Source organism: Bradyrhizobium sp. SZCCHNR1098, assembly GCF_032489375.1.
Taxonomy (GTDB): domain Bacteria; phylum Pseudomonadota; class Alphaproteobacteria; order Rhizobiales; family Xanthobacteraceae; genus Bradyrhizobium.
Genome location: NZ_JAUEXY010000009.1, coordinates 176,355 through 198,623 on the forward strand (window position 1 = coordinate 176,355; position 22,269 = coordinate 198,623).

Here is a 22,269-nt window from a genome sequence, read left to right on the forward strand (position 1 = left end):
CGTCGCCTCAGCTCGCGTGCTCCTCGCGCTCGTGGATGACGCTGGCGCGGCCGACGATGAGATCGTCGACCTGCCCGATGCGCGAGACGTCCTTGCCTGCATAGGGCAGGGAGTGCAGCACGCAGCGCATCGCGTTCAGCCGCGCGCGCTTCTTGTCGTCGGACTTGATCACGGTCCACGGACAGTCGGCGGTGTCGGTGGAGAAGAACATCGCCTCCTTGGCGCGGGTGTAGTCGTTCCATTTGTCGAGCGAGGCGGTGTCGATCGGCGACAGCTTCCACTGCTTGAGCGGATGCGCCTCGCGCTCCTTGAAGCGGCGGCGCTGCTCCTCGCGGCTGACCGAGAACCAGAACTTGATGAGATGCATGCCGCTGCGCACGAGATTGCGCTCGAACTCCGGCACCTGGCGCAGGAACTCGTCATATTCGGCCTGCGAGCAGAAGCCCATCACGCGCTCGACGCCGGCGCGGTTGTACCATGAGCGATCGAACAGCACGATCTCGCCCGCGGTCGGCAGGTGCTCGACATAGCGCTGGAAGTACCATTGGCCGCGCTCGACGTCGCTCGGCTTGTCCAGCGCGACGACGCGGGCGCCGCGCGGATTGAGATGCTCCATGAAGCGCTTGATGGTGCCGCCCTTGCCGGCGGCATCGCGGCCCTCGAACAGCAGCACCAGGCGCTGCCGCGCATCCTTCATCCAGTTCTGCAGCTTGAGCAGCTCGGTCTGCAGGATGAATTTCTGTTCCTCATAGTCCTTGCGGTACATGCGGAATTTGTAGGGGTAGCCGCCCTGGCGCCAGTTGTCGGCGAGCTCGTCGGAGGTGTGACGCTTGTCGGGCTTGGCCTTGCCCTCGATCAGCGCCTTCATCAGCTTGGCATCGTCGGGCGCGGCACCATCCAGCATCGCCTTGACCGGCGCAGAGTTGGCGTCGAGGGCCGGCGGTCCGTTGAGCACGGTCTCGAACGCCGACAGCCCGGTGATCTGCGCGGCCTGCATCTGTTCGTCGACCAGCGACTGCGCGATCGGATCGAGCCTGGCGGCGGACTGCCGGCGCGCGACACGCGCGGTGGCGGCTGCGCGCTTCATGCGTTGGCCGTTGGAGGCCTTGCCCTTCGTGGTCCTGGACTTTGCCATGCGATCCCGTCGCCTGCTGCTGGATTAACAGAGATGTGAATCGATCTCTATCCGCCAAGGACCCTGCGTCAGGTTGACGTGGATCAACCGGCCGCAGGCGGGTACCAGCGAGGCGGGCGAAATCGCCTCGCGCGGTAAAGCCGGCGTTACACCACGATCGACAGCCGCTTCGCGGCCCGTGTGATTCCGGTGTAGAGCCAGCGGGCGCGGCTCTCCTGGAAGGCAAAGCTCTCGTCGAACAGCACCACGTCGTCCCATTGCGAGCCCTGCGACTTGTGCACGGTCAGCACGTAGCCGTAGTCGAACTCGTCATAAGGCTTGCGCTGCTCCCACGGGATGTCCTCGATGCCGCCGCCGAAGCATTCGCCGCGCACCGAGACTTTCGTTACCTTGCGTCCGAGATCCTCGTCGGGCGCGACCCGCATCGTCACGATCTTGGATTTCGAGGTCGCGCGCGACTTCACCCGCCATAGCCCGCCATTGAACAGGCCCTTCTTGCGGTTGTTGCGCAGGCAGACCAGCTTGTCGCCGGCGACGGGGAGGGCGTCCTCGATGTCGAGGCGCTGCCGAAAGCGGTTGTTGTAGGCGCGGCGGGTGGCGTTGCGGCCGACCAGCACCTGGTCGGCCTCCATCACGCGCGACGGATCGAGCTCGCGGCGCTCCACCACCTCGCTCTCGCCGTAGCGGCCGATGTCGAGCGTGTTGCCTTCGCGCACGTCCATCGACATCCGCACGATCGGATCGTCCTTGGCCTGGCGATGCACCTCGGTGAGCATCACGTCGGGCTCGCTCTCGGTGAAGAAGCCGCCGCCCTTGACCGGCGGCAGCTGCGCGGGATCGCCGAGCACCAGCAACGGGCAGTCGAAGGACAGGAGATCACGGCCGAGATCGGCGTCGACCATCGAGCATTCGTCGATGATGATCAGCTTGGCCTTGGACGCCGGCGCGTCGTCCCACAATTCGAAGTTCGGCTGCTCCTCGCCGCTCTCCTGCGCGCGATAGATCAGCGAGTGGATGGTGGAGGCATTGTCGCAGCCCTTGCTGCGCATCACCAGCGCCGCCTTGCCGGTGAAGGCCGCGAACTTGACCTCGCCGTCGACGTCTTCGGCGATGTGGCGGGCCAGCGTGGTCTTGCCGGTTCCGGCATAGCCGAACAGCCGGAACACCTGCGGCGTGCCGTTCTTGCCCGGCTTGGCCTTCAGCCAGTCGCCGACGGCCTTGAGCGCGGAATCCTGATGCGGGGAGAAGGTGGTCATGGCTCAACGGGATGGAGCCGCGCGGCGACTCGGGGACATTCCGTGAACCTAAGGGCTGGCGGGGAGAGATCAAGCGCTCGATGCGAATGGGTCCACGCCTCCCCCGCTTGCGGGGGAGGTCGCATCGCATCGGAAGATGCGATGCGGGTGGGGGAACGCTCCGGCGGGACTGCCCGTGTGGCGCCCCCACCCCAGCCCTCCCCCGCAAGCGGGGGAGGGGGCGCAGCGTGCCTGCGGCGATCGCTCGTTCCCCTCCAGAAGAAGCCTACTGCCAGCCCGGGACGCCGCGCATGTCCGGCAGATGATGCGCGATGCCCTTGTGGCAGTCGATGCAGGTCTTCTCGCCGGTGAAGAGGAAGCGCTGGTGCGCTTCGACGGCGCGCGGCGACTGCTTGGTGATGTCCATCGATTGCGCGCTGTGGCAGTTGCGGCATTCGAGCGAATCATTGGCCTTGAAGCGCGCCCATTCGTGCAAGGCCAGCTCCAGCCTGCGGTCGGTGAACTTCTCGCGGGTGTTGATCGAGCCGAACAGATGGCCCCAGACCTCCTTGGAGGCCTGCATCTTGCGCGCGATCTTGTCGGTCCAGTTGTGCGGCACATGGCAGTCCGGGCAACTGGCGCGCACGCCGGAGCGGTTGGAGAAGTGGACGGTCGACTTCAGCTCGGCGAACACGTTGTCGCGCATCTCGTGACAGCCGGTGCAGAACTTCTCGGTGTTGGTGATCTCCAGCGCGGTGTTGAAGCCGCCCCAGAAGATGACGCCGGCGAGGAAGCCCGCCAGCACCAGCACGCCGAGCCCGAACACGGAGCTCGGCTTCAGCAGCACGTCGATGAGGTCGAGAATGAACTGCCAGGCGCGGCGGACAAGGCCGAGCCGCTTCTCGGGGACGGGCGCTTTGGCGCCCTCCGGGATGTCGGCGCTGCTCATCGCTTGCCACCCGGCCTGTCGTGCGCCAGCAGCGTGTCGATGTCGACGAAGTCGTTGCTGACCGGCGGGTTGGCGACGCTCTGCGGCACGTGGCACTGGGTGCAGAAGAAGCGGCGCGGTGACACCGAGGCCAGGAACTGGCCGTCGCGATCCATGAAGTGGGTGATCGACAGCATCGGCGCCTTCGACTCCGCGGTGCGCGCACGGGCATGGCAGGACAGGCATTTGTTGCCCTGCATGTCGACCTGATAGCCGTCGATGGCATGCGGAATCACCGGCGGCTGCTCCGGATAGTTGCGGACCTCCTTCTCGGCGGTGTTCTTCATCGGCTGCATCGGCGGCGCCGGGCCTTCGTCGTTGAGCGGCGCGGGACCGCGCAGGGACGAGCTGACGCTCTGGGCGAGCAGCGCGCTCGACCCGCCTGCAACGCTGGCCGCGACCAGCATCATGGCAAGTTTCCTGATCATGATCGTCACACCCGCTCGATGCGCACGGCGCATTTCTTGTAGTCGGTCTGCAGCGAGATCGGATCGGTGGCGTCGAGCGTCACCTTGTTGATCAGCTTCGACTCGTCGAACCACGGCACGAACACGAGCCCGCGCGGCGGCTTGTCGCGGCCGCGGGTCTCGACGCGGGCGCGGATAAAGCCGCGTCGCGAGGCGACCTTGACCTCGTCGCCGCGCCGCAGGTTGGCTTCCTGCGCATCGTCCGGATGCATGAAGCAGACGGCTTCGGGGAAGGCCTTGTAGAGCTCGGGCACGCGGCGCGTCATCGTGCCGGAATGCCAATGCTCGACTACGCGGCCCGTCGACAGCCAGAACGGGTAGTCCTTGTCGGGCGATTCCGCCGGCGGCTCGTAGGGCAAAGCGAAGATGCGCGCCTTGCCGTCGGGGAAGCCGTAGAACTGCACGCCGGTGCCGGCCTTGACGTAAGGATCGGAGCCCTCGCGGAAGCGCCAGCGCGTCTCCTTGCCGTCGACCACCGGCCAGCGCAGGCCACGCTCCTTGTGATAGGCCTCGAACGGCGCCAGGTCGTGGCCGTGGCCGCGTCCGAAGGAGGCGTATTCCTCGAACAGGCCCTTGTGGACGTAGAAGCCGAACGCCTTGGACTCGTCGTTGGCGTAGCCCGGCTCGATCTGGTCGAGCGGGAACTTGTCGACCTGGCCGTTCTTGTAGAGCACGTCGAACAGCGTCTTGCCGCGCACGTCGGGCTTCTTGGCGATCAGCTCCTCGGTCCAGACCTCCTCGATCTTGAAGCGCTTGGAGAACTCCATGAGCTGCCAGAGATCCGAGCGTGCCTCGCCGGGTGCCGACACGAGCTGGTGCCAGAACTGGGTGCGGCGCTCGGCATTGCCATAGGCGCCTTCCTTCTCCACCCACATCGCGGTCGGCAGGATCAGATCGGCGGCGAGCGCGGTGACGGACGGATAGGCGTCGGAGACGACGATGAAATTGTCCGGATTGCGGAAGCCCGGATAGGTCTCCTCGTTCGCGTTGGGGCCGGCCTGCAGATTGTTGTTGACCTGTACCCAATAGGCGTTGAGCAGGCCGTCCTTCAGCATCCGGCTCTGCAGCACGGCGTGATAGCCCGGCTTGTCGGGGATCGTGCCTTCCGGCAACTGCCAGATGTGCTCGGCCTTGGTGCGGTGCTCCTTGTTGGTGACGACCATGTCGGCGGGCAGGCGGTGCGAGAAGGTGCCGACCTCGCGCGCGGTGCCGCAGGCCGAGGGCTGGCCGGTCAGCGAGAACGGGCTGTTGCCGGGCTCGCTGATCTTTCCGGTCAGGAGGTGGATGTTGTAGACGAGGTTGTTGCACCAGACGCCGCGGGTGTGCTGGTTGAAGCCCATGGTCCAGAACGAGACCACCTTGGTCTTCGGATCGGCATAGAGCTCGGCCAGCGCCTCCAGCCGGTTCAGCGGCACGCCGGACATCTCGGCGGCCTTCTCCAGCGTGTAGTCGGAGACGAACTTGGCATAATCGTCGAACGAGATGTCGGTGGCGTCATTGGCCTTGGTGCGGCCGGTCGCCTTCTTCTCCAGCGGATGCTCGGGCCGCAGGCCGTAGCCGATGTCGGTCTGGCCCTTCTTGAACACCGTATGCGCCTGGACGAACTCCTTGTTGACGCGGCCGGTCTTGATGATGTGGTTGGCGATCGCATTGAGGAGATAGAGATCGGTCTGCGGCTTGAACACCATGCCGATGTCGGCGAGGTCGAACGAGCGGTGCTCGAAGGTCGAGAGCACGGCGACCTTGACATGCGGCGCCGACAGCCTGCGGTCGGTGACGCGGCTCCATAGGATCGGATGCATCTCCGCCATGTTGGAGCCCCACAGCACGAACGCGTCGGTGGCCTCGATGTCGTCGTAGCAGCCGGGCGGCTCGTCGATACCGAAGGTGCGCATCATGCCGGCGACGGCCGAGGCCATGCAGTGCCGCGCATTCGGATCGATGTTGTTGGAGCGGAAGCCGGCCTTGAACAGCTTCGAGGCCGCATAGCCTTCCCAGATCGTCCACTGTCCGGAGCCGAACATGCCGACGCCGGAAGGCCCGCGCTTCTTCAGCGCCTCCTTGTACTTCGCGGCCATGACGTCGAAGGCTTCGTCCCAGGAGACGGGGGTGAACTCGCCGTTCTTGTCGTACTTGCCGTTCGTCTTGCGCAGCATCGGATGCGTCAGGCGATCATGGCCGTACATGATCTTCGAGAGAAAGTAGCCCTTGACGCAGTTCAGGCCGCGATTGACCTCGGCCTTGATGTCGCCATGGGTGGCGACGACCCGGTTGTCCTTGGTCGCGACCATCACGCTGCAGCCGGTGCCGCAGAAGCGGCAGGCGGCCTTGTCCCATTTCAACTCGGAGGCTTCGCGCTCGGTGACGAGGTTTGCCGCGAGCGAGGCGCTCGGCATGCCGGCGGCGGCCGCGGCAATCGCGGCGGCCTCCAGCTTCAGCATCTGGCGGCGATCGATCTTCATGTCGGTCATTGGAGTCTCGTGTGATTAGCCGGCGTCGATGGCGTGGAAGACGAGGCAGGCGGAGTGCACGTGCGGCAGCAGTCCGATCCGGTTCATGGTGGCGCCGAGCGCGCCGGCATCGGGCGCATCGACGACCACGATCAGCTTGCCGCGCTCGTCGCGGCCGTGGATCTCGCAGCCGGACAGCGCGAGGATGTCGGCTTCGACGCGATCGAGCTGCTCGGGGCGGGTCTGCACGATGATGCTGGCGATCTCGCCCTTGGCCGGCGCGACGACGGGATCGGCGGTGAGGACACGGCCGGTGATCAGCGCGCGGCGGTCGAGGGAGGTGCGGTGGGAGAGCATAGGCGTGGTCGTTCCAATCAATGCGCAGCAGGCGGGCCGGGCGGCCCGACCATCATCTGGTAGACCCACACCGTGAGCCCGTAGGAGCCGACGGTGGCGACCGCGAGCGCGGGCATCAGCACGGCGGTGAGAAACAGGAAGGCAAAAATTTCCATGCGTCTGCGACGCGCATGCGCGTTCGCATCGCTGCCAACGAGCGACATGAGAGAATTCTCTGCTAGGGGAGGTTCAGGAGGGATTGCGGCATCCGGGCCGCGCCTAATCTTATGTTTAAGAAAGCTCCGGAAACCGGCGTTGACCTGGATCAAGCGGGCGGAACCTCGCGCACACCGGCGCACCGCCAGAGCGGAGTCGCGCCGGTCCCACCGAGATCTTGGTTGATGGGCCGTGAAGACGCGTGATCGCATCTTTGCTTGCGAGAAATTCTCGCTGCTTTGCGTGGGGGCCTCGATACGATCATCCCCTCTGGTCGTGAGCCGAGAGGACCGGCATCACTATTTTCCAGGGGTGCTCGACACGCGTTTCGCCCGCCACCATCATCCTGTGCATCGCATCAACGTAGATGCACAAGGGTGATCGGAGAGGGCAATGAAGCGGCGTGATTTTCTGAAACTGTCGTTGGCATCGGCTGCGGTGATGGCCTCTGCGACGCCGCTGCGCGCCGAGGACAAGCCGAAGGAGATCCGGATCGGCACCCAGAAGGGCGGCTTCTTCCCGGCCGTGAAGGCGCGCCGCACCATCGAGGACACGTTCAAGCCTGTCGGCATCGACATCGTCTGGGTCGACTTCCAGTTCGGTCCGCCGCTGCTGGAGGCCATCAATGTCGGCAGCGTCGATTTCGGCTATGTCGGCGACGCGCCGCCGATCTTCGCGCAGGCCGCCAGTGCCAAGATCCGCTACGCGGCGGCCGTCAAGCAGAACGGCAGCAGCCAGGCGATCATCGTGCCCAAGGACTCGCCGATCAAGTCGCTCGCCGATCTCAAGGGTAAGCGCGTCGCCTTCGGCAAGGGCTCGAGCGCGCACAATCTCCTGGTTGCCGCGCTGGAGAAGGCGGGCCTGTCCTGGACCGACATCACGCCGGCGCCGCTCGCGCCCGCCGATGCCACCGCCGCCTTCGTCAAGGGCTCGGTCGACGCCTGGTCGATTTGGGATCCGTATCTCGCGCTCGCCGAGCTCAAGGAGAATGCGCGGGTGATCGCGTGGGACAAGGACGTGCACAAGCCGAACTCGTTCTACATCGTCGGCTCCGACTTCGTCGAAAAGTACCCGGCCGTGGTGGCCAGGCTGAACGCCGCCTTCGCCGCGGAGGGCGTGTGGGCCAACAGCCATCACGAGGAGGTCGCCAAGGCCCAGGCCGAGGCCACCGGCGTCGATCTTGAGGCGGTCAAGCGCTTCGTCGACCGCTCGGTCTATAGCGTCGTGCCGATCGACGACGAGGTCATCAAGAGCCAGCAGGCCGTCGCCGACCGCTTCGCCCGGGTTGGGCTCATCCCGAAACAAGTCAACGTCGCCGACATCGTCTGGAAGTGGATGCCGTTCACCTGACGCTCGCCTGCGACACGATCCGAAAGAGAACGACATGAGCAATGCTTCGAAGCCCAATGTGCTGTGGTTCCTGCCGACCCATGGCGACGGCCGCTATCTCGGCACCTCGCAAGGCGGCCGCGAGGTCAACTTCAACTATCTGCGCCAGGTCGCGCAGGCCGCCGACCAGCTCGGCTATTTCGGCGTGCTGATCCCGACGGGGCGCAGCTGCGAGGATTCCTGGATCGTGGCGTCGGCCGTGGCGCCTTTCACCGAGAAGCTGCGCTATCTCGTCGCGGTGCGTCCGGGTCTGCAATCGCCGGCCGTGGCCGCGCGCATGACTGCGACGCTGGACCGCGTCACCAACGGACGCCTGCTGGTCAACGTCGTCACCGGCGGCGATCCGGTCGAAAACAAGGGCGACGGCGTCTTCCTGTCGCATGAGGAGCGCTACGAGGTCACCCGCGAGTTTCTCACCGTCTACAACGCGCTGCTCGAAGGCGAAGCCGTCAACTTCGCCGGCAAGCACATCAAGGTCGAGGATGGCCGGCTGCTGTTCCCACCGGTGCAGTCGCCACGCCCGCCGCTGTTCTTCGGTGGCTCGTCGGATGCCGGCATCGACGTCGCCGTCGATACGGTCGAGAAGTATCTTACCTGGGGCGAGCCGCCGGCAGATGTCGCGGCGAAGATCGCCAAGGTGAGAGCCGTCGCCGACAGCCGTGGCCGCAAGCTGTCGTTCGGCATCCGCCTGCACGTGATCGTGCGCGAGACCAACGCGGAGGCGTGGGCGGCCGCCGACGACCTCATCAAGCACGTCACCGACGACACCATCGCCTCGGCACAGAAGATTTTTGCGCGGATGGATTCGGTCGGCCAGCAGCGCATGTCGCAGCTCCACGGCGGCCGGCGCGACAAGCTCGAGATCAGCCCGAACCTGTGGGCCGGCGTCGGCCTCGTCCGCGGCGGCGCCGGGACCGCGCTGGTCGGCGATCCCGACACGGTCGCGGCTCGCATCCGCGAGTATCAGGATCTCGGCATCGATACCTTCATCCTCTCCGGCTACCCGCATCTCGAGGAAGCCTATCGCTTCGCCGAGCTGGTGTTTCCCAAGCTTGGGCTGAACGTGTCGGAGCAGGCCGGCAACGTGACCAAACTGCGCACCAACACCGGCCCATTCGGTGAGACCATCGCCAACGAGCATCGTCCGTTGCAGAGAGCCTCGCAGTCATGAGCCTGATCGAAAGCCTTCCCAAGGTCCGCAAGCTCGCGGTGCCGAGCGCGGATGCGCTGATCCCCTGGCTGGTGCCGCTCGCGATCATCCTGATCTGGCAGGCGGCCTCTCTCGCCGGCCTGGTGTCGCCGCGGGTGCTGCCGGCGCCGAGCGACGTCGCGCGCGCCGGGTGGAAGCTGCTGTGGTCGGGTGAGCTCGGCCGCAACATCTGGGTCAGCTTCTGGCGCGCCTCGATCGGCTTTTTGATCGGCGGCAGCATCGGCTTCGCCTTCGGGCTCGCCAACGGCCTGTCGCAGCTGTCGGCGAAGCTTACCGACACCACCTTGCAAATGGTGCGCAACGTGCCACATCTGGCGCTGATCCCGCTGGTCATCCTGTGGTTCGGCATCGACGAGAGCGCAAAACTGTTCCTGGTGGCCCTCGGCGTGTTCTTCCCCGTCTACCTCAACACGCTGCACGGGATTCGCACCGTCGATCCGCAACTCATTGAAATGGGCCGCGTCTACGGCATGACCGACGGCGAGCTGTTTCGCCGCGTGATCTTCCCCGGCGCGCTGCCGTCGATCTTCGTCGGCCTGCGCTTCGCGCTCGGCATCATGTGGCTCACCTTGATTGTCGCCGAGACGATCGCGGCCTCTTCAGGCCTCGGCTACATGGCGATGCAGGCGCGCGAGTTCATGCAGATCGACGTCGTCGTGCTCTCCATCCTGATCTACGCCCTGCTGGGCAAGGTCGCCGACAGCGCTTCGCGGGTGCTGGAACGGATGACGCTGTCCTGGCATCCGGCCTTCAGCAAACATTGAGGTTCGTAAATGCAGCAAGCGCTCCGAATTCCCGTGTCCGGCGCCGAGGCGATCGACGGCGCTGACGTGATCGGGCAGGCTGAGGCCTTCCGCCACGCGAGGAAGCCAGGCGTGACCCCGGCCAAACCCGAGACGCGCGGCCTGCCGCTGGTGATCCGCGACCTTCGCAAGGCGTTCGGCGACAACGAGGTGCTGCGCGGCATCGATCTCGAGATTCCGGCCGGTCAGTTCGTCGCGATCGTCGGTCAGAGTGGCTGCGGCAAGAGCACGCTGCTCCGCCTGATCGCAGGTCTGGACAAGCCGACGTCGGGCAGCATCAGCTTCGGTGAAGCCGCGGCGCGGCCCGAGGACGTCCGCGTCATGTTCCAGGAACCGCGGCTGCTGCCGTGGGCGCGGGTGCTCGGCAATGTCGAGGTCGGCCTCGGCCGCGAGCGCAAGGCCGCCGGCGCGCATGAGCGCGCGCGGCAGGCGCTGGAGGAAGTGGGTCTCGCCGACAAGCGCGACCAATGGCCGGCGGTGCTGTCCGGCGGCCAGAAGCAGCGCGTCGCGCTGGCGCGCGCGCTCGTCAGCGGTCCGCGCCTGCTGGCGTTCGACGAGCCGCTCGGCGCCCTCGATGCGTTGACGCGGATCGCGATGCAGCGGCTGCTGGAGCGGGTCTGGGCCGATCAAACCTTCACCGCAATCCTGGTCACCCATGACGTGGCGGAAGCCGTGGCCCTGGCCGACCGGGTTCTGGTCATCGAGAATGGCCGGATCGCCGAGGACATCAGGGTCGATCTGCCGCGCCCGCGCCAGCGCGGCTCTGCGGAGCTTGCGGCGCTGGAAGGCTCGATCCTGGGCCAGTTGCTCGGACCGGGCACGACGGGTTAGGAGATAATATCGCAATGAACTCCATCGTCCGCCTCATGCCCGACGTCACCGCGCTTCAGCCCGATTTCCGCTCCGCGATGCGCCAACTGGTCGGGGGCGTGAGCGTGATCACCGTGGGGCGCGGCGATGAGGTCACCGGCATGACGGTGAGTTCGCTGTCATCGCTCTCGATCGAGCCGGCGTCCGTGATCGTGAGCCTCAATCGGAACGCCTCGTCCTGGCCGATCCTGCAGCGGGAGCGTGTTTTCGGCGCCAATCTGCTCGCCGCGGACCAGATCGGCGTGGCCGAGCGGTTCTCGGGTAAAGGCGGTCTCAGAGGCGCCGAGCGGTTCGCCGGCGCCGAGTGGCGCAAGCACGTGACGGGCGTGCCGCTCCTGGTCGGGGCGCTCGCCGCGCTGGACTGCGAGGTCGAGGAGATCATCGAGCGGCATTCCCATGGCATCGTGATCGGCCGCGTGGTGCATGTCGAGGTGGCGCCGCAAGCGGCAGCCCTGGCGTATTGGCATGGCGGCTATGTGCACGTCGACCGCGACGCGGACATCGCCCGACTTGGCCCCCTCGGCGGGGCCGATCCGCAGGACGTGCCGTAGGGGGTGAGCGGCGGTTGGTCGCAGGGTGGCGTCCCGAAGCTGAACGCCGTAAAAGCACCGCGGCCTTGAGGCGGTGTTTGCGGCGGAGCTGATGAAACGGATCGGAACCTGGGCGCTCTACGTGATCGGCACCGTCGCGATCCTGTATCTCGCGCTCTATGCCTATGCCGTGCTGACGCAACGCGAGTTCACGCCCGGCGATCCCATTCACATTTTCCGCAATCCCGAGGCGCCGAACTATTCGTGAGGTGGTGCCCGGCGACGACGCGCCGGCGTGTTCTCGCGAACCCACGGATCCGGGGACTGCTGACAGTCCTGTAGCTGCATCCAATCGTCGGTCAGAAACTGCACGCGGCAGCGGCGCCACACTTTGATGCGCCCGCCATCCGGCGACGTCTCGGCATCGGACAACGAGAGGGTGGGCGGCCGCCAGCGATAGCTGCGTTCATTGTCCCAGCCGTCGCAGCCCTCCCTGCCACAGGCGATCGTTCGCGAGATCAGCTTGCCCTTGCCTGCGAAGCACCAGCTCCGGGCGCCCCATTCCTGACCCGACGACGGATTGACGAGCGGTGCGTGCGACGTCTGCTCCCAGCAGCCGGACAGCACGCCGCGCGTTGCGGCATCAGCCGGCGAAACGGCAAGCGGCGCGCCGAGGGCCAGCGCGCCGCCGAGAACGATCCGGATGGGCAGATTATACGGCGCTCGGCACGCGCGGCGTGTCGCCGGAGCCTGGCGGCGGGATCGGCACGCCGCCGTCGGCATATTCGTTGAGTTTGTTGCGCAACGTGCGGATCGAGATGCCCAAGATATTGGCCGCATGTGTCCGGTTGCCCAGGCAGTGCTTCAGGGTCTCCAGGATCAGGTCACGTTCGACATCGGCGACCGTGCGGCCGACCAAAGCGCGTGTGACCTGTTCCGCGGCCATCGTAGCATGCGCGACGGCAGGCTGGGTCTTGCCGATGTCGAGACGGGTGCCGTCCGGCGTGAGGATGGCATCCGGCCCGATCTCGTCGCCCTGCGCCATCAGCACCGCGCGATGCATCGTGTTCTCCAGCTCGCGCACGTTCCCCGGCCAGCGATTGGTGGTGAGGATGCGCTTGGCTTCCGCCGAGATCGGCCGCAGCGGCACGGCATTGGCATCGGAGTATTTGCGCGCGAAATGCTGCGCCAGCTCGAGAATGTCGGCGGGGCGTTCGCGCAGCGGCGGGATCTTCAGGTTGACGACGTTGAGGCGGAACAGCAGGTCCTCGCGGAACGTGCCCTCGCGAACGGCGTCGGCAAGGTTGCGGTTGGAGGTCGCGATGATGCGGATATCGACCGGCACCGGGCGGGTGCCGCCGACGCGGTCGATCACGCGCTCCTGGATGGCGCGCAGCAGCTTGGACTGCAGCCGCACGTCCATTTCCGAGATTTCGTCGAGCAGCAGGGTGCCGCCATTGGCCTCCTCGAACTTGCCGATGCGGCGCGCGACCGCGCCGGTGAAGGCGCCCTTCTCGTGGCCGAACAGCTCGGATTCCAGCAGATGCTCAGGGATCGCGGCGCAGTTGATCGAGATGAAGGGACGCTTGGCGCGGGCCGAGCGGGTGTGGACGTAGCGCGCCAGCACCTCCTTGCCGGTGCCGGACTCGCCGGTGATCATCACCGAGGCGTCGGAGCCGGCGATCTGTTGGGCGAGCTTGATCACCTTGGCCATCGCCTCGTCGCGATAGACGAGGTCGCGCGAATCGTTGGCGACGGCGGCGAGCACCGCCGCGATCAGCTCGGGATCCGGCGGCAGCGGAATGTATTCCTTGGCGCCGGCATGGATGGCGGCGACCGCGGCGCGTGCATCACTGGTGATGCCGCAGGCGACGATCGGCACGTGGATGTGCTCGGCGTCGAGCCGCATCACCAGGTCGCGGATGTCGAGCGCGACGTCGACCAGCAGCAGGTCGGCGCCCTTGCCGCCGCGCAGCACGCGCATCGCCTGCTCGTTGTCCTCGGCATGGGTGACGGTGGCGCCGTTCTCCATGGCGATCTTGGTGGCCGTCGTCAACTGGCCCTTCAGCGTTCCGACGATGAGAAGCCGCATGTTGGTCTCCTATTCGGTCGCGCCGCTCTCGATCGGCACGCAGGTCATGCCTGTCAGTTGCGGTCGGACTTGATGATTTCGGTCATCGTCACGCCGAGCTTGTCTTCGACCAGAACCACCTCGCCGCGTGCCACGAGCCGGTTGTTGACGTAGATGTCGATCGCCTCGCCGACCTTGCGGTCGAGCTCGAGCACAGTGCCGGGCCCGAGCTTCAGGAGCTCGCCAACATCCATCTTCGAGCGGCCGAGCACGGCCGAGACCTGAACCGGGACGTCGAACACCGCCTCGAGGTCGGCCGCGATGCGCGCGGCATGCTCTTCTTCGTTGTAGCCGACGTCCCCGCCCAACGGAGGTGCGTCCGCGGAATTGAGGTCGGGAAGCGGGATCTCGTTGTCGCTCATGACTTAAACTCCTTCGGCCGCCACAGCGGCCTAGTTCTTCCTGGACGCCATGTAGCGTCCGACCAGCTCGTTGATCTTGGCGTCGATCGCAGCGCGCTCCAGCACCACGCCGCCATCGGCCCACTCGATGCGGCAGTCGCCGGTCGCGATCTCCGGCTCGGCGAGGATCACGAGGCGTCCCTCGAAGCCGCTCTGCTTGGCGAGCTTCTCGATCTTCTCGCGGGCGAGCTCGTACAGCGTCTCGTTGATGCGCAGCACGAGGTGCGGCGTGGCGACCAGATGCGCGAAGCAGTCGTGCACGAGGCCGATGATCTCGCCGAGCGGCTCCGCCTCGATCAGCGCCGCGCACAGCTTGCGGGCGACGGCGACCGCCACATCGACGGCCTCAGTTTCCATCCGCTGCTCGATGCCTTCGAAGCGGGCGGAGATGCCCTGCAATTGGATGTTGATCTGCTCCAGCGCCGACGCGACGCGGCGGTCGGCTTCGACCTTGGCTTCGCGCTGCGCCGCCTCGTAGCCGTTGCGGTAGGCGGCGGCTTCGGCGGCCGCGACCTTCTGTGCGATCTCGGCGGACGTGGCCGCACGCTCCCGCGTCGTCTTCTCCGGCGCGGCGAAGTCGGTATCGAACAGGAATTTCGCGGGCTGAGCCATCAATACACCAGTTCGTCGTCGGCGCGGTTCTTGCTGAGCATGATCTCGCCCTTGGCGGCGAGATCCTTGGCGAGATTGACGAGCAGGGCCTGCGCCTCGTCGACGTCGCGCAGCCGCACCGGTCCCATGGCGGCCATGTCGTCCTGCAGCATCTTGGCGGCGCGCGACGACATGTTGCCGAAGAAGAAGTTGCGCACCTCCTCGTTGGCGCTCTTGAGCGCCACGCCGAGCTTGTCTTTGTCGACATTGCGCAGCAGCGTCTGCGCCGAGGCGGAATCGAGCTTGATCAGGTCGTCGAAGGTGAACATCAGCGCCTTGATACGCTCGGCTGACTCCCGGTTATCTTCCTCCAGCGAGGTGATGAAGCGGGTCTCGGTCTGGCGGTCGAAATTGTTGAAGATCTCGGCCATGACCTCGTGGGCGTCGCGGCGGCGGGTCTGCGACAGGTTCGACATGAATTCGGTGCGCAAGGTCTGCTCCACCCGCTCGATGACCTCCTTCTGCACCGCTTCCATGCGGAGCATGCGGCCGATCACGTCGAGTGCCATGTCCTCGGGCAGGATCGCAAGCACGCGCGCGGCATGCTCCGGCTTCAGCTTGGACAGCACGACCGCGATGGTCTGCGGATATTCGTTCTTGAGGTAGTTGGCGAGCACCTCTTCCTGGACGTTGGAGAGCTTCTCCCACATGTTGCGGCCGGCGGGGCCGCGGATCTCATCCATGATGCCGTTGACGCGCTCCGGCGGCAGATATTGCTGCAGCAGCCGCTCGGTGGCGTCGAAATTGCCCATCAGCGCGCCGGAAGCAGACATGCGCGAGACGAATTCGAGCATCAGGTCCTCGACGACGTCGGCTTCGATGGTTCCCAGCGTCGACATCGCGAGCGACAGTTCACGCACCTCGTCGTCATCGAGCTGCTGCCAGATCTTGCCGCCATACTGCTCGCCGAGCGCGAGCATCATCACGGCAGCGCGCCGCGGGCCGCTCAAGGGCTCGGTCTTCGGGCGCTGCGCCTGGCGGCTCGCCAGCGTCGCGATCACCGTGGAAATGTCGTTGTTGTTGGCGTTGGCGTTCTGGGTCTGCGGCAGCGACATGGCGTCTACGTTCTTTTCAGTTCAGGCGGTTCACGTCGGTGGGATCAGTTCTGCTGCGGCTCGGCGAGCCACTGGCGGATGATGGCGGCGGCTTCGCCCGGGTTGCGGTCGGCCAGCTCGCCCACCCGGTGGACGGACTGGGCGTGGACCTGGCCCTGGACCTGGGCGACGTCGATCAGGCTGGCGGTCTGCTGGGCGTGAGCGGCTGCCTGGACGGTTTCGTCGGTGAGCGCCGGCAGGCCGCCGCCCAGGGCGGCGACCTCTTCGGTGGCAATGATCTTCTTCACCAGCGGCCGCACCACCATGAACACGACGACAATGCCGAGCAGCATCATCACCGCGAGCTCGATGACGTACATGACGTCATCCTTGGTGAAGTGGAGCATGCCGAGAAAGCCGGTGGGCTCGTTGATCTGCGGCACCGTGGGAGCGTCGGCGAACTTCAGGTTGACCACCTCGACCTGGTCGCCGCGCTTCTGGTCGAAGCCGATTGCGGAGCGGACCAGCGCGGCGATGCGGTCGAGCTCGTCCTTGCTGCGCTCCTGATAGACCAGCTCGCCCTTTTCGTTCTTGGAGTAGGCGCCGTCGACCAGCACCGCGACCGAGATGCGGTTGACCCGTCCGGCCTCGGTGACCTCCGTCTTGGTGGTCCGGGAGATCTCGTAATTGTTGGTCTCTTCGGTCTTTTTGCTCTGGTCCCGCGGCTGCTGCGGCGGCTGGTTCTGCTGGTTGCCCGGCAGCTCGTTGTTGACCGTAACCTGGCCGTTACTCTCGTTGGTCGCCGACTGCTCTTCGCGGGTCTGGCTCGAGCGCAGCACGCGGCCTTCCGGATCGTAGCGGTCGGAGGTCTGGGTGATGCGGTTGAAGTCGAAGTCGGCGGAGAGCTGGACGCGGGCGCGGCCCGCACCGACGACCGAGGAGACGATGTCCTCGACCTGCTTGCGCATCCGCTTCTCGAAGGCGTTGCGGCGCTCGTCGCCGACCTGCTGGTCGATGTCGGTCTGGGTGCCGTCGGCGAGCAGCTGTCCGGCCTCGTCGACGATCGACACCCGCTGCGGCTTCAGGCCGTTGACGGCGGAAGCGACGAGGTGGCGGATGGCGCGGATCTGCGCCGGCTCGAGGGTGCCGCGCACGCGCACGACGATCGAGGCGGACGGCTCCGGGGTCTCGCGCGAGAACAGCGGCCGCTCCGGCAGGACGAGATGGACGCGCGCCGCCTGGACGCGGTCGATGGCGCGGATGGTGCGGGCGAGCTCGCCCTCGAGCGCGCGGAGATGGTTGATGTTCTGGACGAAGCTCGTGGTGCCCAGCGCGTCCGACTTGTCGAAGATCTCGTAGCCGATGCCACCGCCCTTGGGCAGGCCGCCCTCGGCGAGCTTCATGCGTAGCCGGGTGACCTTGTCCTTCGGCACCAGGATCACGCTGCCTTCATTGCGGATCTCGAAGGCGATGCCCTGCCGCTCCAGATCCTTGATGATGCTGGAGGAGTCTTCCATGGTCAGGTCGGTGAAGAGGGTGGTCATCTGCGGCGCCGTCACGCGCATGATGACGAAACCGAAGAAGCCGATCAGAGCAGCGGTGACTGCGATCATGGCGGTGAGCCGCGCGGCGCCCAAACCCTTCAGAAAGTCCAAGAGACCTTGCAAGCAACTGCCCCATAGTTCGGCATTTCGACGGGTGGCTGCTGAAAGGTGATTTGAGCTTCGCGGGCCTTTACGGCCGGTTGCATAGATCGCGAAATTCAATCCTTAACCTTCACCAACACCCGCATTCCAGGTGGCGATCCGATGTCAGCCGCTGCCCCCGCCATTCGCGGGACGGGTTGCGGAGGTTGAAACGAACCACTGGGCAATTATTGCCTATGGGAAGGTTTCGATATGGTTAACGGTGGTTAAAGGGTCCTAACAAAGTGTAGACATGCAAAAAATCGGCTTGGCAGGGCCAAGCCGATTTTCGAAGAAGTCCAGTCGCGTCGGTAACGATCTATTGGCGATATTGCTGAATTCGGGTGGTGCGCAGGCCGGCCAGACCGTGCTGGTCGATCGAGAACTGCCACGACAGGAATTCGTCGACGGTCAGGGTGTAGCGGCTGCACGCTTCCTCGAGGGATAGCAAGCCGCCGCGAACGGCGGCAACGACTTCCGCCTTCCGGCGAATGACCCACCTCTTGGTGCCTGGGGCAGGCAAATCCGCGATGGTGAGCGGGCTGCCGTCAGGCCCGATGACGTATTTCACCCTCGGGCGATGGGGTTCTGTCATGGCGTACTCACAAACTCTTAACCACTGAACTCACGGTAAGACCCTACGCCGCCTCGCTTAAAATTTGCCTAAGCCAAGGGCGCGAATCCGGCGATGTGCGCGAACGCCGCCACTTCCGGTGGCGAGACGCCCCGGGAGCGGAATCGTGGTAAATGATTGGTTAAGAATTTCCGGCGCTTACGCTGACGTGTCGTCGCGGCAGCAGAGCTTGATGTTCAAGCTCAGCTGCAGGCGCATCCGCGGTCTCAGGAGCCGGTTGCTTGGGGGCTAGCCGACGATCTGCCGGATCTGGTTGACCGTGTAGGTCTGGCCGCCGATCGTCAGCAATGGCGGCTGCTGGGTCAGGTCGACCGAGGACACCGCGCCCTGGACCTGGGTCTTGATCGCAACCGGATTGCCGTTGGTGGCGTCGGTCGCCACCGTCGTGATCTTGTACTGTCCATCCGGCCATTGCGTGCCGTCATTGCCCTGACCATTCCAGCTGTAGGTCTGGTTGTCACCAGCGTTGGCCGTATATTTGCCGGTGAAGACGGTCTGCCCGGCCTTGTTGATGATGTTGACCGTCAGATTGCAGTTCTTGGGGATGGTGAGGCCCCAGCTCGCCTTTCCACTGGACAGGCTGGTGGTGTCGCCGGCGACGACCGCGGTCTTGCCGACGAAGGCCAGCGCCTGGGTCGCCTGTGCCGTCTGCTGCATCGTGAGCAGCGATGCGAGCTGGTCGTTGGTCTTGAGCTGCTGCTCGACGCCGGCAAACTGCACGAGCTGCTGCGTGAACTGGTTGGTGTCGAGCGGATCCAGCGGATTCTGGTTCTGCAGCTGCGTCGTCAGCAGCGTCAGGAAGGTCTGGAAGTTGCCTGCAATCGTCGAGCCCGCGCTCGAGCCGAGGTTGCTGTTTCCGGATGACGAATTGGTGTTGGTCGTGCCCGAGACTGGCGGGCTTGACGTGATTGCGTCGCCGATTGCCATGGAAGCCTCCTGTTAAACCCTGATATCCACGCCGCCTTGCGCGCCGAACATCCGTCCATAGGACCGGCCGGCGAGCTGGACCGGGACGTTTTCGTCCTCGGTCACGATCAGGCGTTGTGCGTTGCCATTCTGTTGATAATCGCCGCCGTTCTGGCCGGACGAGTTCTGGTCGCGGAGCGAGAACTGCAATCCGCTGTTGTTGCTCTTGAGGCCGGCGTCCTGCAGCGCCTGCTGCAGCTGCGGCGCCGTCTGCTGCAGCATCGCCAGCGTCTCCGGCTTCTCGACCCGCAGATGCGAGGTCACCTGGCCGTTGCGGTCGACGTCGATCCGGACGTCGATGCGGCCGAGCTCTGCCGGATCCAGCCTGATCTCGAAGCGGCTCTTGCCGTTGAGCGCGGAGGCTGCGATCTCGACGGCAAGCCCGTGCAGCGGCACAGCGGCCGCCGTGGCGGCTGTCGCGGTCAGGTTGGCCGAGGTGATCTGGCTGGTCGATACGGCCGGCGTCGACAGCTGGGGCTGCACGGCGGCCGTGGCCTGTGCGCTCGGGTCGGGCGCCGGCGCGTTGGTCGGGCTGGTCGTCGGCGCGGCGTTGCGATCATGTGAGGCTGGTGCCTGCACGTTGCCATTCGCCTTCCCGTCGCCGGCCTCGACGGAGTCCGGCTTGGCTGCAACAGCGGGCTGTTGGGCGAGGGCGCCATGGCCCGGCTGCTGAGCGGCCTGGACGTCGCCATTGCCCGGTTCGGTGACCTTGCCGGCTGCGCCGTCGGCGAGCCCCGTCTTGGTCTGGGTGCCCGGCTTGCCCGTCGTCTTGGTGCCGCCGGGAACGGCCGCATCGAGCGCGGCGGTGAAGGTCTGATCGGCAGATGCGGCAGCGTCGCCGGAGGCCGCCGTTGCCGTCTCGGGCGCCGCCGCGGCGGATCCGGCTCCGTCGGCATCCTTGGCCGCACCGGTGGATTTGGCTGCGGCCGCAAGCAGATCTGCCGCGGCATCGACCGAGCCCTGCGGGCCAACACCGGATGCTCCGACGGGCGCGGTGGCGCCGGGCGCATTGGTTTTGCCGTCGCCGCCCGCCGTGCCATCGCCGGTGGCGGGGTTGGCGAGGGTGATGTCGGGCTGGATGGCGACGGCGACCGGCGTCGGCACGGCCACGGTCTGCTCGGCTATAGCGGTCGTTGCAGCGCTCGCATCCGTGCCGGCCTGATCGCCGTCCTTCTTGTCGCCCGTCTTGCCGTCGCTGGTCTTTCCGTCGGCGGTCCCGGCCGCATCGGTCTTGGTCGGCGTGCCGGTGGTCGCGTCGGCCGTGGTATCGGGACCGCTGGCGTCGGCGCCCGCACTGCTGCCGTCGGCCTTGTCCGCCGGCTTGTCCTGCGACCTGGCCTGGGTGGTGCGATCGGCGTCGCCGGCCCGCGCCGGCTCGCGGCTCGGGGTGGAGGCGCTGCCGGCGCGCGGTGACGGCGACGCGGAGGTGGGCGGCGACGCTGTCGACGGATCCGGAGTCGCGGCGTCGACCAGCGCCGAGAAGCTGTCGGCCGGCTGCGGAGCGTCCTGACGGGACTGTCTCGGCGCCGTGGTCTTGAGAGCCGTGCCGGCCTGGATGTCTGACGTGACGCTGAACACCTTGGAACCTCTCGCGATGAACTCGACGAAGCAGTTCAGCAAGGAGCGGGCCAAGCCAGCGCTGTCAAAAATAGTCAATGAATTCAATTTCTTATGGAATCGATCGCGGCGTGGATCCCCCGCCGCGTCCTCGCCATTTCTGCCCGGCCGGCAAGATTTGCCGCCGGCATCTGCGACCGGCGCAATTGCTTCGCAGGAAGTGCGCCTATATTAGAGACAGATGCTTTCGTGTTGTTTCCGATCAGGACATCCTGTCGGAGATCGCCGGAAGCAAGCCATCCGCAAAGACGGCGCATGCGAGGCGTTCCCGCGCCGGGAACCCGTTGCCTGGCGCCGCGATCGCAGTGACCGGATCATGCTCAACAGTCTCGATCTCGAAGGCCGTCCCGAAGACACCAGGGTCGTCGTCGCCATGTCCGGCGGCGTGGACTCGTCGGTGACGGCCGCGCTGTTGAAGTCGGAAGGCTACGACGTCGTCGGCATCACCCTGCAGCTCTACGATCACGGCGCGGCGACGCACCGCAAGGGCGCGTGCTGCGCCGGTCAGGACATCCACGATGCCCGCAACGTCGCCGAGCGCCTCGGCATCCCGCATTACGTGCTGGACTACGAAGACCGCTTCCGCGAGTCGGTGATCGACAATTTCGCCGCCAGCTACGCTTCGGGCGAGACGCCGGTGCCGTGCATCGAGTGCAACCGGGCGATCAAGTTCGGCGATCTCCTGAAGACCGCGCGCGAGCTCGGCGCCTCCGTGCTCGCCACCGGCCACTACGTCGCCTCGCGGCGGCTGGCGGACGGATCGCGCGCGCTCACTTGCGCGGCGGACAGCGATCGCGACCAGAGCTACTTCCTGTTCGCGACCACGCGCGAGCAGCTCGATTATCTGCGCTTTCCGCTCGGCGACATGACCAAGCCGGAGGTGCGCGAGCTCGCGCGCCGCTTCGGCCTGGAGGTCGCCGACAAGCACGACAGCCAGGACATCTGCTTCGTGCCCACCGGCCGCTATACCGACATCATCGGCAAGCTGCGCCCGAACGCCATGGAGCCGGGCGAGATCGTCGATCTCCAGGGCCGCGTGCTCGGCGTGCATCACGGCATCGCGAACTACACGATCGGTCAGCGCAAGGGCCTCGGCATCGCTGCCGGCGCGCCGCTCTACGTCGTCAAGCTGGACGTCGCCACCCGCCGCGTCGTGGTCGGCCCGCGCGAGGCGCTGCGGACGCATCGCATCACGCTACGCGAGGTCAATTGGATCGGTGACGGCGCGCTCGACGCGGCCGCGCGCGAGGGCCTCGAATTGTTCGTGCGGGTGCGCTCGACGCGGCCGCCGCAGCCGGCCTGGCTGCGCGGTGCGGACGGCCATTACGAGGTCGAGCTCGTCGCCGGCGAAGAGGGCGTCTCGCCGGGCCAGGCCTGCGTGTTCTACGATGCCGCGTCCGGCCGCGCCCGCGTGCTCGGTGGCGGCTTCATCCAGAGCGCTGTTGCGGAAAGCAGCAGCTTGGGCGGCAACGTGATCAGGCCGCAGCGCGTGGCCGAGCCGGTCCGCGGCTGATCGGCATC

General features: G+C 66.2%; 23 protein-coding genes. 7 read left to right on the forward strand and 16 right to left on the reverse strand.

What is annotated here, in order from left to right; genetic code table 11:
* Positions 1-7: 7 nt before the first annotated feature.
* From ppk2 to napE, 7 genes are all read right to left on the reverse strand, one after another.
* Positions 8-1,135: a polyphosphate kinase 2 gene (gene ppk2, locus QX135_RS20225; RefSeq protein WP_315757313.1), complete on the reverse strand. Its 1,128-nt coding sequence runs from the start codon at positions 1,133-1,135 to the stop codon at positions 8-10.
* A gap of 146 nt (positions 1,136-1,281) precedes the next feature.
* A complete protein-coding gene (locus QX135_RS20230; RefSeq protein WP_315733892.1) occupies positions 1,282-2,391 on the reverse strand; it encodes an ATP-dependent RecD-like DNA helicase in 1,110 nt (369 codons plus the stop codon).
* Positions 2,392-2,656: 265 nt separating this feature from the next.
* Entirely contained in the window at positions 2,657-3,319 is a 663-nt protein-coding gene (locus tag QX135_RS20235) for a NapC/NirT family cytochrome c (RefSeq protein ID WP_315733889.1), read from the reverse strand.
* Entirely contained in the window at positions 3,316-3,768 is a 453-nt protein-coding gene (locus QX135_RS20240; RefSeq protein WP_410052051.1) for a nitrate reductase cytochrome c-type subunit, read from the reverse strand. The genes QX135_RS20235 and QX135_RS20240 overlap by 4 nt, the downstream gene beginning before the upstream one ends.
* Positions 3,769-3,791: 23 nt before the next feature.
* On the reverse strand, positions 3,792-6,296 hold the full coding sequence (napA, locus tag QX135_RS20245; RefSeq protein ID WP_316179854.1) for a nitrate reductase catalytic subunit NapA: 2,505 nt from the start codon (positions 6,294-6,296) through the stop codon (positions 3,792-3,794).
* Positions 6,297-6,311: 15 nt separating this feature from the next.
* Positions 6,312-6,632 (reverse strand): chaperone NapD, encoded by a 321-nt coding sequence (locus QX135_RS20250; RefSeq protein ID WP_315733883.1) that lies wholly within the window; start codon positions 6,630-6,632, stop codon positions 6,312-6,314.
* A gap of 17 nt (positions 6,633-6,649) precedes the next feature.
* On the reverse strand, positions 6,650-6,835 hold the full coding sequence (gene napE / locus QX135_RS20255) for a periplasmic nitrate reductase, NapE protein (RefSeq protein WP_315733882.1): 186 nt from the start codon (positions 6,833-6,835) through the stop codon (positions 6,650-6,652).
* A gap of 385 nt (positions 6,836-7,220) precedes the next feature.
* Here napE and QX135_RS20260 point away from each other — a divergent pair, with 385 nt between their 5' ends.
* From QX135_RS20260 to QX135_RS20285, 6 genes are all read left to right on the forward strand, one after another.
* On the forward strand, positions 7,221-8,177 hold the full coding sequence (locus QX135_RS20260) for an aliphatic sulfonate ABC transporter substrate-binding protein (protein ID WP_316179853.1): 957 nt from the start codon (positions 7,221-7,223) through the stop codon (positions 8,175-8,177).
* A 34-nt stretch (positions 8,178-8,211) separates the two neighbouring features.
* Positions 8,212-9,387, forward strand: coding sequence for an FMNH2-dependent alkanesulfonate monooxygenase (gene ssuD, locus QX135_RS20265; RefSeq protein WP_315813121.1), 1,176 nt, complete (start codon positions 8,212-8,214; stop codon positions 9,385-9,387).
* Positions 9,384-10,190: an ABC transporter permease subunit gene (locus tag QX135_RS20270; protein ID WP_315771890.1), complete on the forward strand. Its 807-nt coding sequence runs from the start codon at positions 9,384-9,386 to the stop codon at positions 10,188-10,190. Before ssuD ends, QX135_RS20270 begins: the two co-directional genes overlap by 4 nt.
* A gap of 9 nt (positions 10,191-10,199) precedes the next feature.
* Positions 10,200-11,060, forward strand: a complete 861-nt coding sequence (locus tag QX135_RS20275; protein WP_315733874.1) for an ATP-binding cassette domain-containing protein — start codon at positions 10,200-10,202, stop codon at positions 11,058-11,060.
* Positions 11,061-11,074: 14 nt separating this feature from the next.
* The gene (locus QX135_RS20280) at positions 11,075-11,650 is read left to right on the forward strand and encodes a flavin reductase family protein (RefSeq protein WP_315733872.1); all 576 of its coding nucleotides are present in this window, start codon (positions 11,075-11,077) and stop codon (positions 11,648-11,650) included.
* A gap of 91 nt (positions 11,651-11,741) precedes the next feature.
* Positions 11,742-11,897, forward strand: coding sequence for a hypothetical protein (locus QX135_RS20285; RefSeq protein ID WP_315733870.1), 156 nt, complete (start codon positions 11,742-11,744; stop codon positions 11,895-11,897).
* Here QX135_RS20285 and QX135_RS20290 read toward each other — a convergent pair.
* The 9 genes from QX135_RS20290 to QX135_RS20330 form a co-directional block, all read right to left on the reverse strand.
* Positions 11,888-12,412: a hypothetical protein gene (locus QX135_RS20290; protein ID WP_315733868.1), complete on the reverse strand. Its 525-nt coding sequence runs from the start codon at positions 12,410-12,412 to the stop codon at positions 11,888-11,890. The genes QX135_RS20285 and QX135_RS20290 overlap by 10 nt on opposite strands.
* A complete protein-coding gene (locus QX135_RS20295; RefSeq protein ID WP_315784177.1) occupies positions 12,342-13,721 on the reverse strand; it encodes a sigma-54 dependent transcriptional regulator in 1,380 nt (459 codons plus the stop codon). Before QX135_RS20295 ends, QX135_RS20290 begins: the two co-directional genes overlap by 71 nt.
* A gap of 53 nt (positions 13,722-13,774) precedes the next feature.
* A complete protein-coding gene (gene fliN / locus QX135_RS20300; protein ID WP_315733864.1) occupies positions 13,775-14,122 on the reverse strand; it encodes a flagellar motor switch protein FliN in 348 nt (115 codons plus the stop codon).
* Positions 14,123-14,152: 30 nt separating this feature from the next.
* On the reverse strand, positions 14,153-14,773 hold the full coding sequence (locus QX135_RS20305; RefSeq protein WP_315757304.1) for a FliH/SctL family protein: 621 nt from the start codon (positions 14,771-14,773) through the stop codon (positions 14,153-14,155).
* Complete coding sequence (gene fliG / locus QX135_RS20310) at positions 14,773-15,867, reverse strand: flagellar motor switch protein FliG (protein WP_315733860.1); 1,095 nt, start codon at positions 15,865-15,867, stop codon at positions 14,773-14,775. The genes QX135_RS20305 and fliG overlap by 1 nt, the downstream gene beginning before the upstream one ends.
* 44 nt (positions 15,868-15,911) lie before the next feature.
* Positions 15,912-17,513 (reverse strand): flagellar basal-body MS-ring/collar protein FliF, encoded by a 1,602-nt coding sequence (gene fliF, locus QX135_RS20315; protein WP_316234259.1) that lies wholly within the window; start codon positions 17,511-17,513, stop codon positions 15,912-15,914.
* 337 nt (positions 17,514-17,850) lie between these two features.
* Positions 17,851-18,126: a DUF1153 domain-containing protein gene (locus tag QX135_RS20320; protein ID WP_002714638.1), complete on the reverse strand. Its 276-nt coding sequence runs from the start codon at positions 18,124-18,126 to the stop codon at positions 17,851-17,853.
* Between the two features lie 267 nt (positions 18,127-18,393).
* A complete protein-coding gene (locus QX135_RS20325; protein WP_315733856.1) occupies positions 18,394-19,092 on the reverse strand; it encodes a flagellar hook assembly protein FlgD in 699 nt (232 codons plus the stop codon).
* 12 nt (positions 19,093-19,104) lie between these two features.
* Positions 19,105-20,709 carry a flagellar hook-length control protein FliK gene (locus QX135_RS20330; protein WP_410052050.1) on the reverse strand — a complete coding sequence of 535 codons (1,605 nt, stop codon included), beginning with the start codon at positions 20,707-20,709 and terminating at the stop codon, positions 19,105-19,107.
* A 355-nt stretch (positions 20,710-21,064) separates the two neighbouring features.
* Here QX135_RS20330 and mnmA point away from each other — a divergent pair, with 355 nt between their 5' ends.
* Positions 21,065-22,261, forward strand: coding sequence for a tRNA 2-thiouridine(34) synthase MnmA (gene mnmA, locus QX135_RS20335; protein WP_315733852.1), 1,197 nt, complete (start codon positions 21,065-21,067; stop codon positions 22,259-22,261).
* Positions 22,262-22,269: the final 8 nt, after the last annotated feature.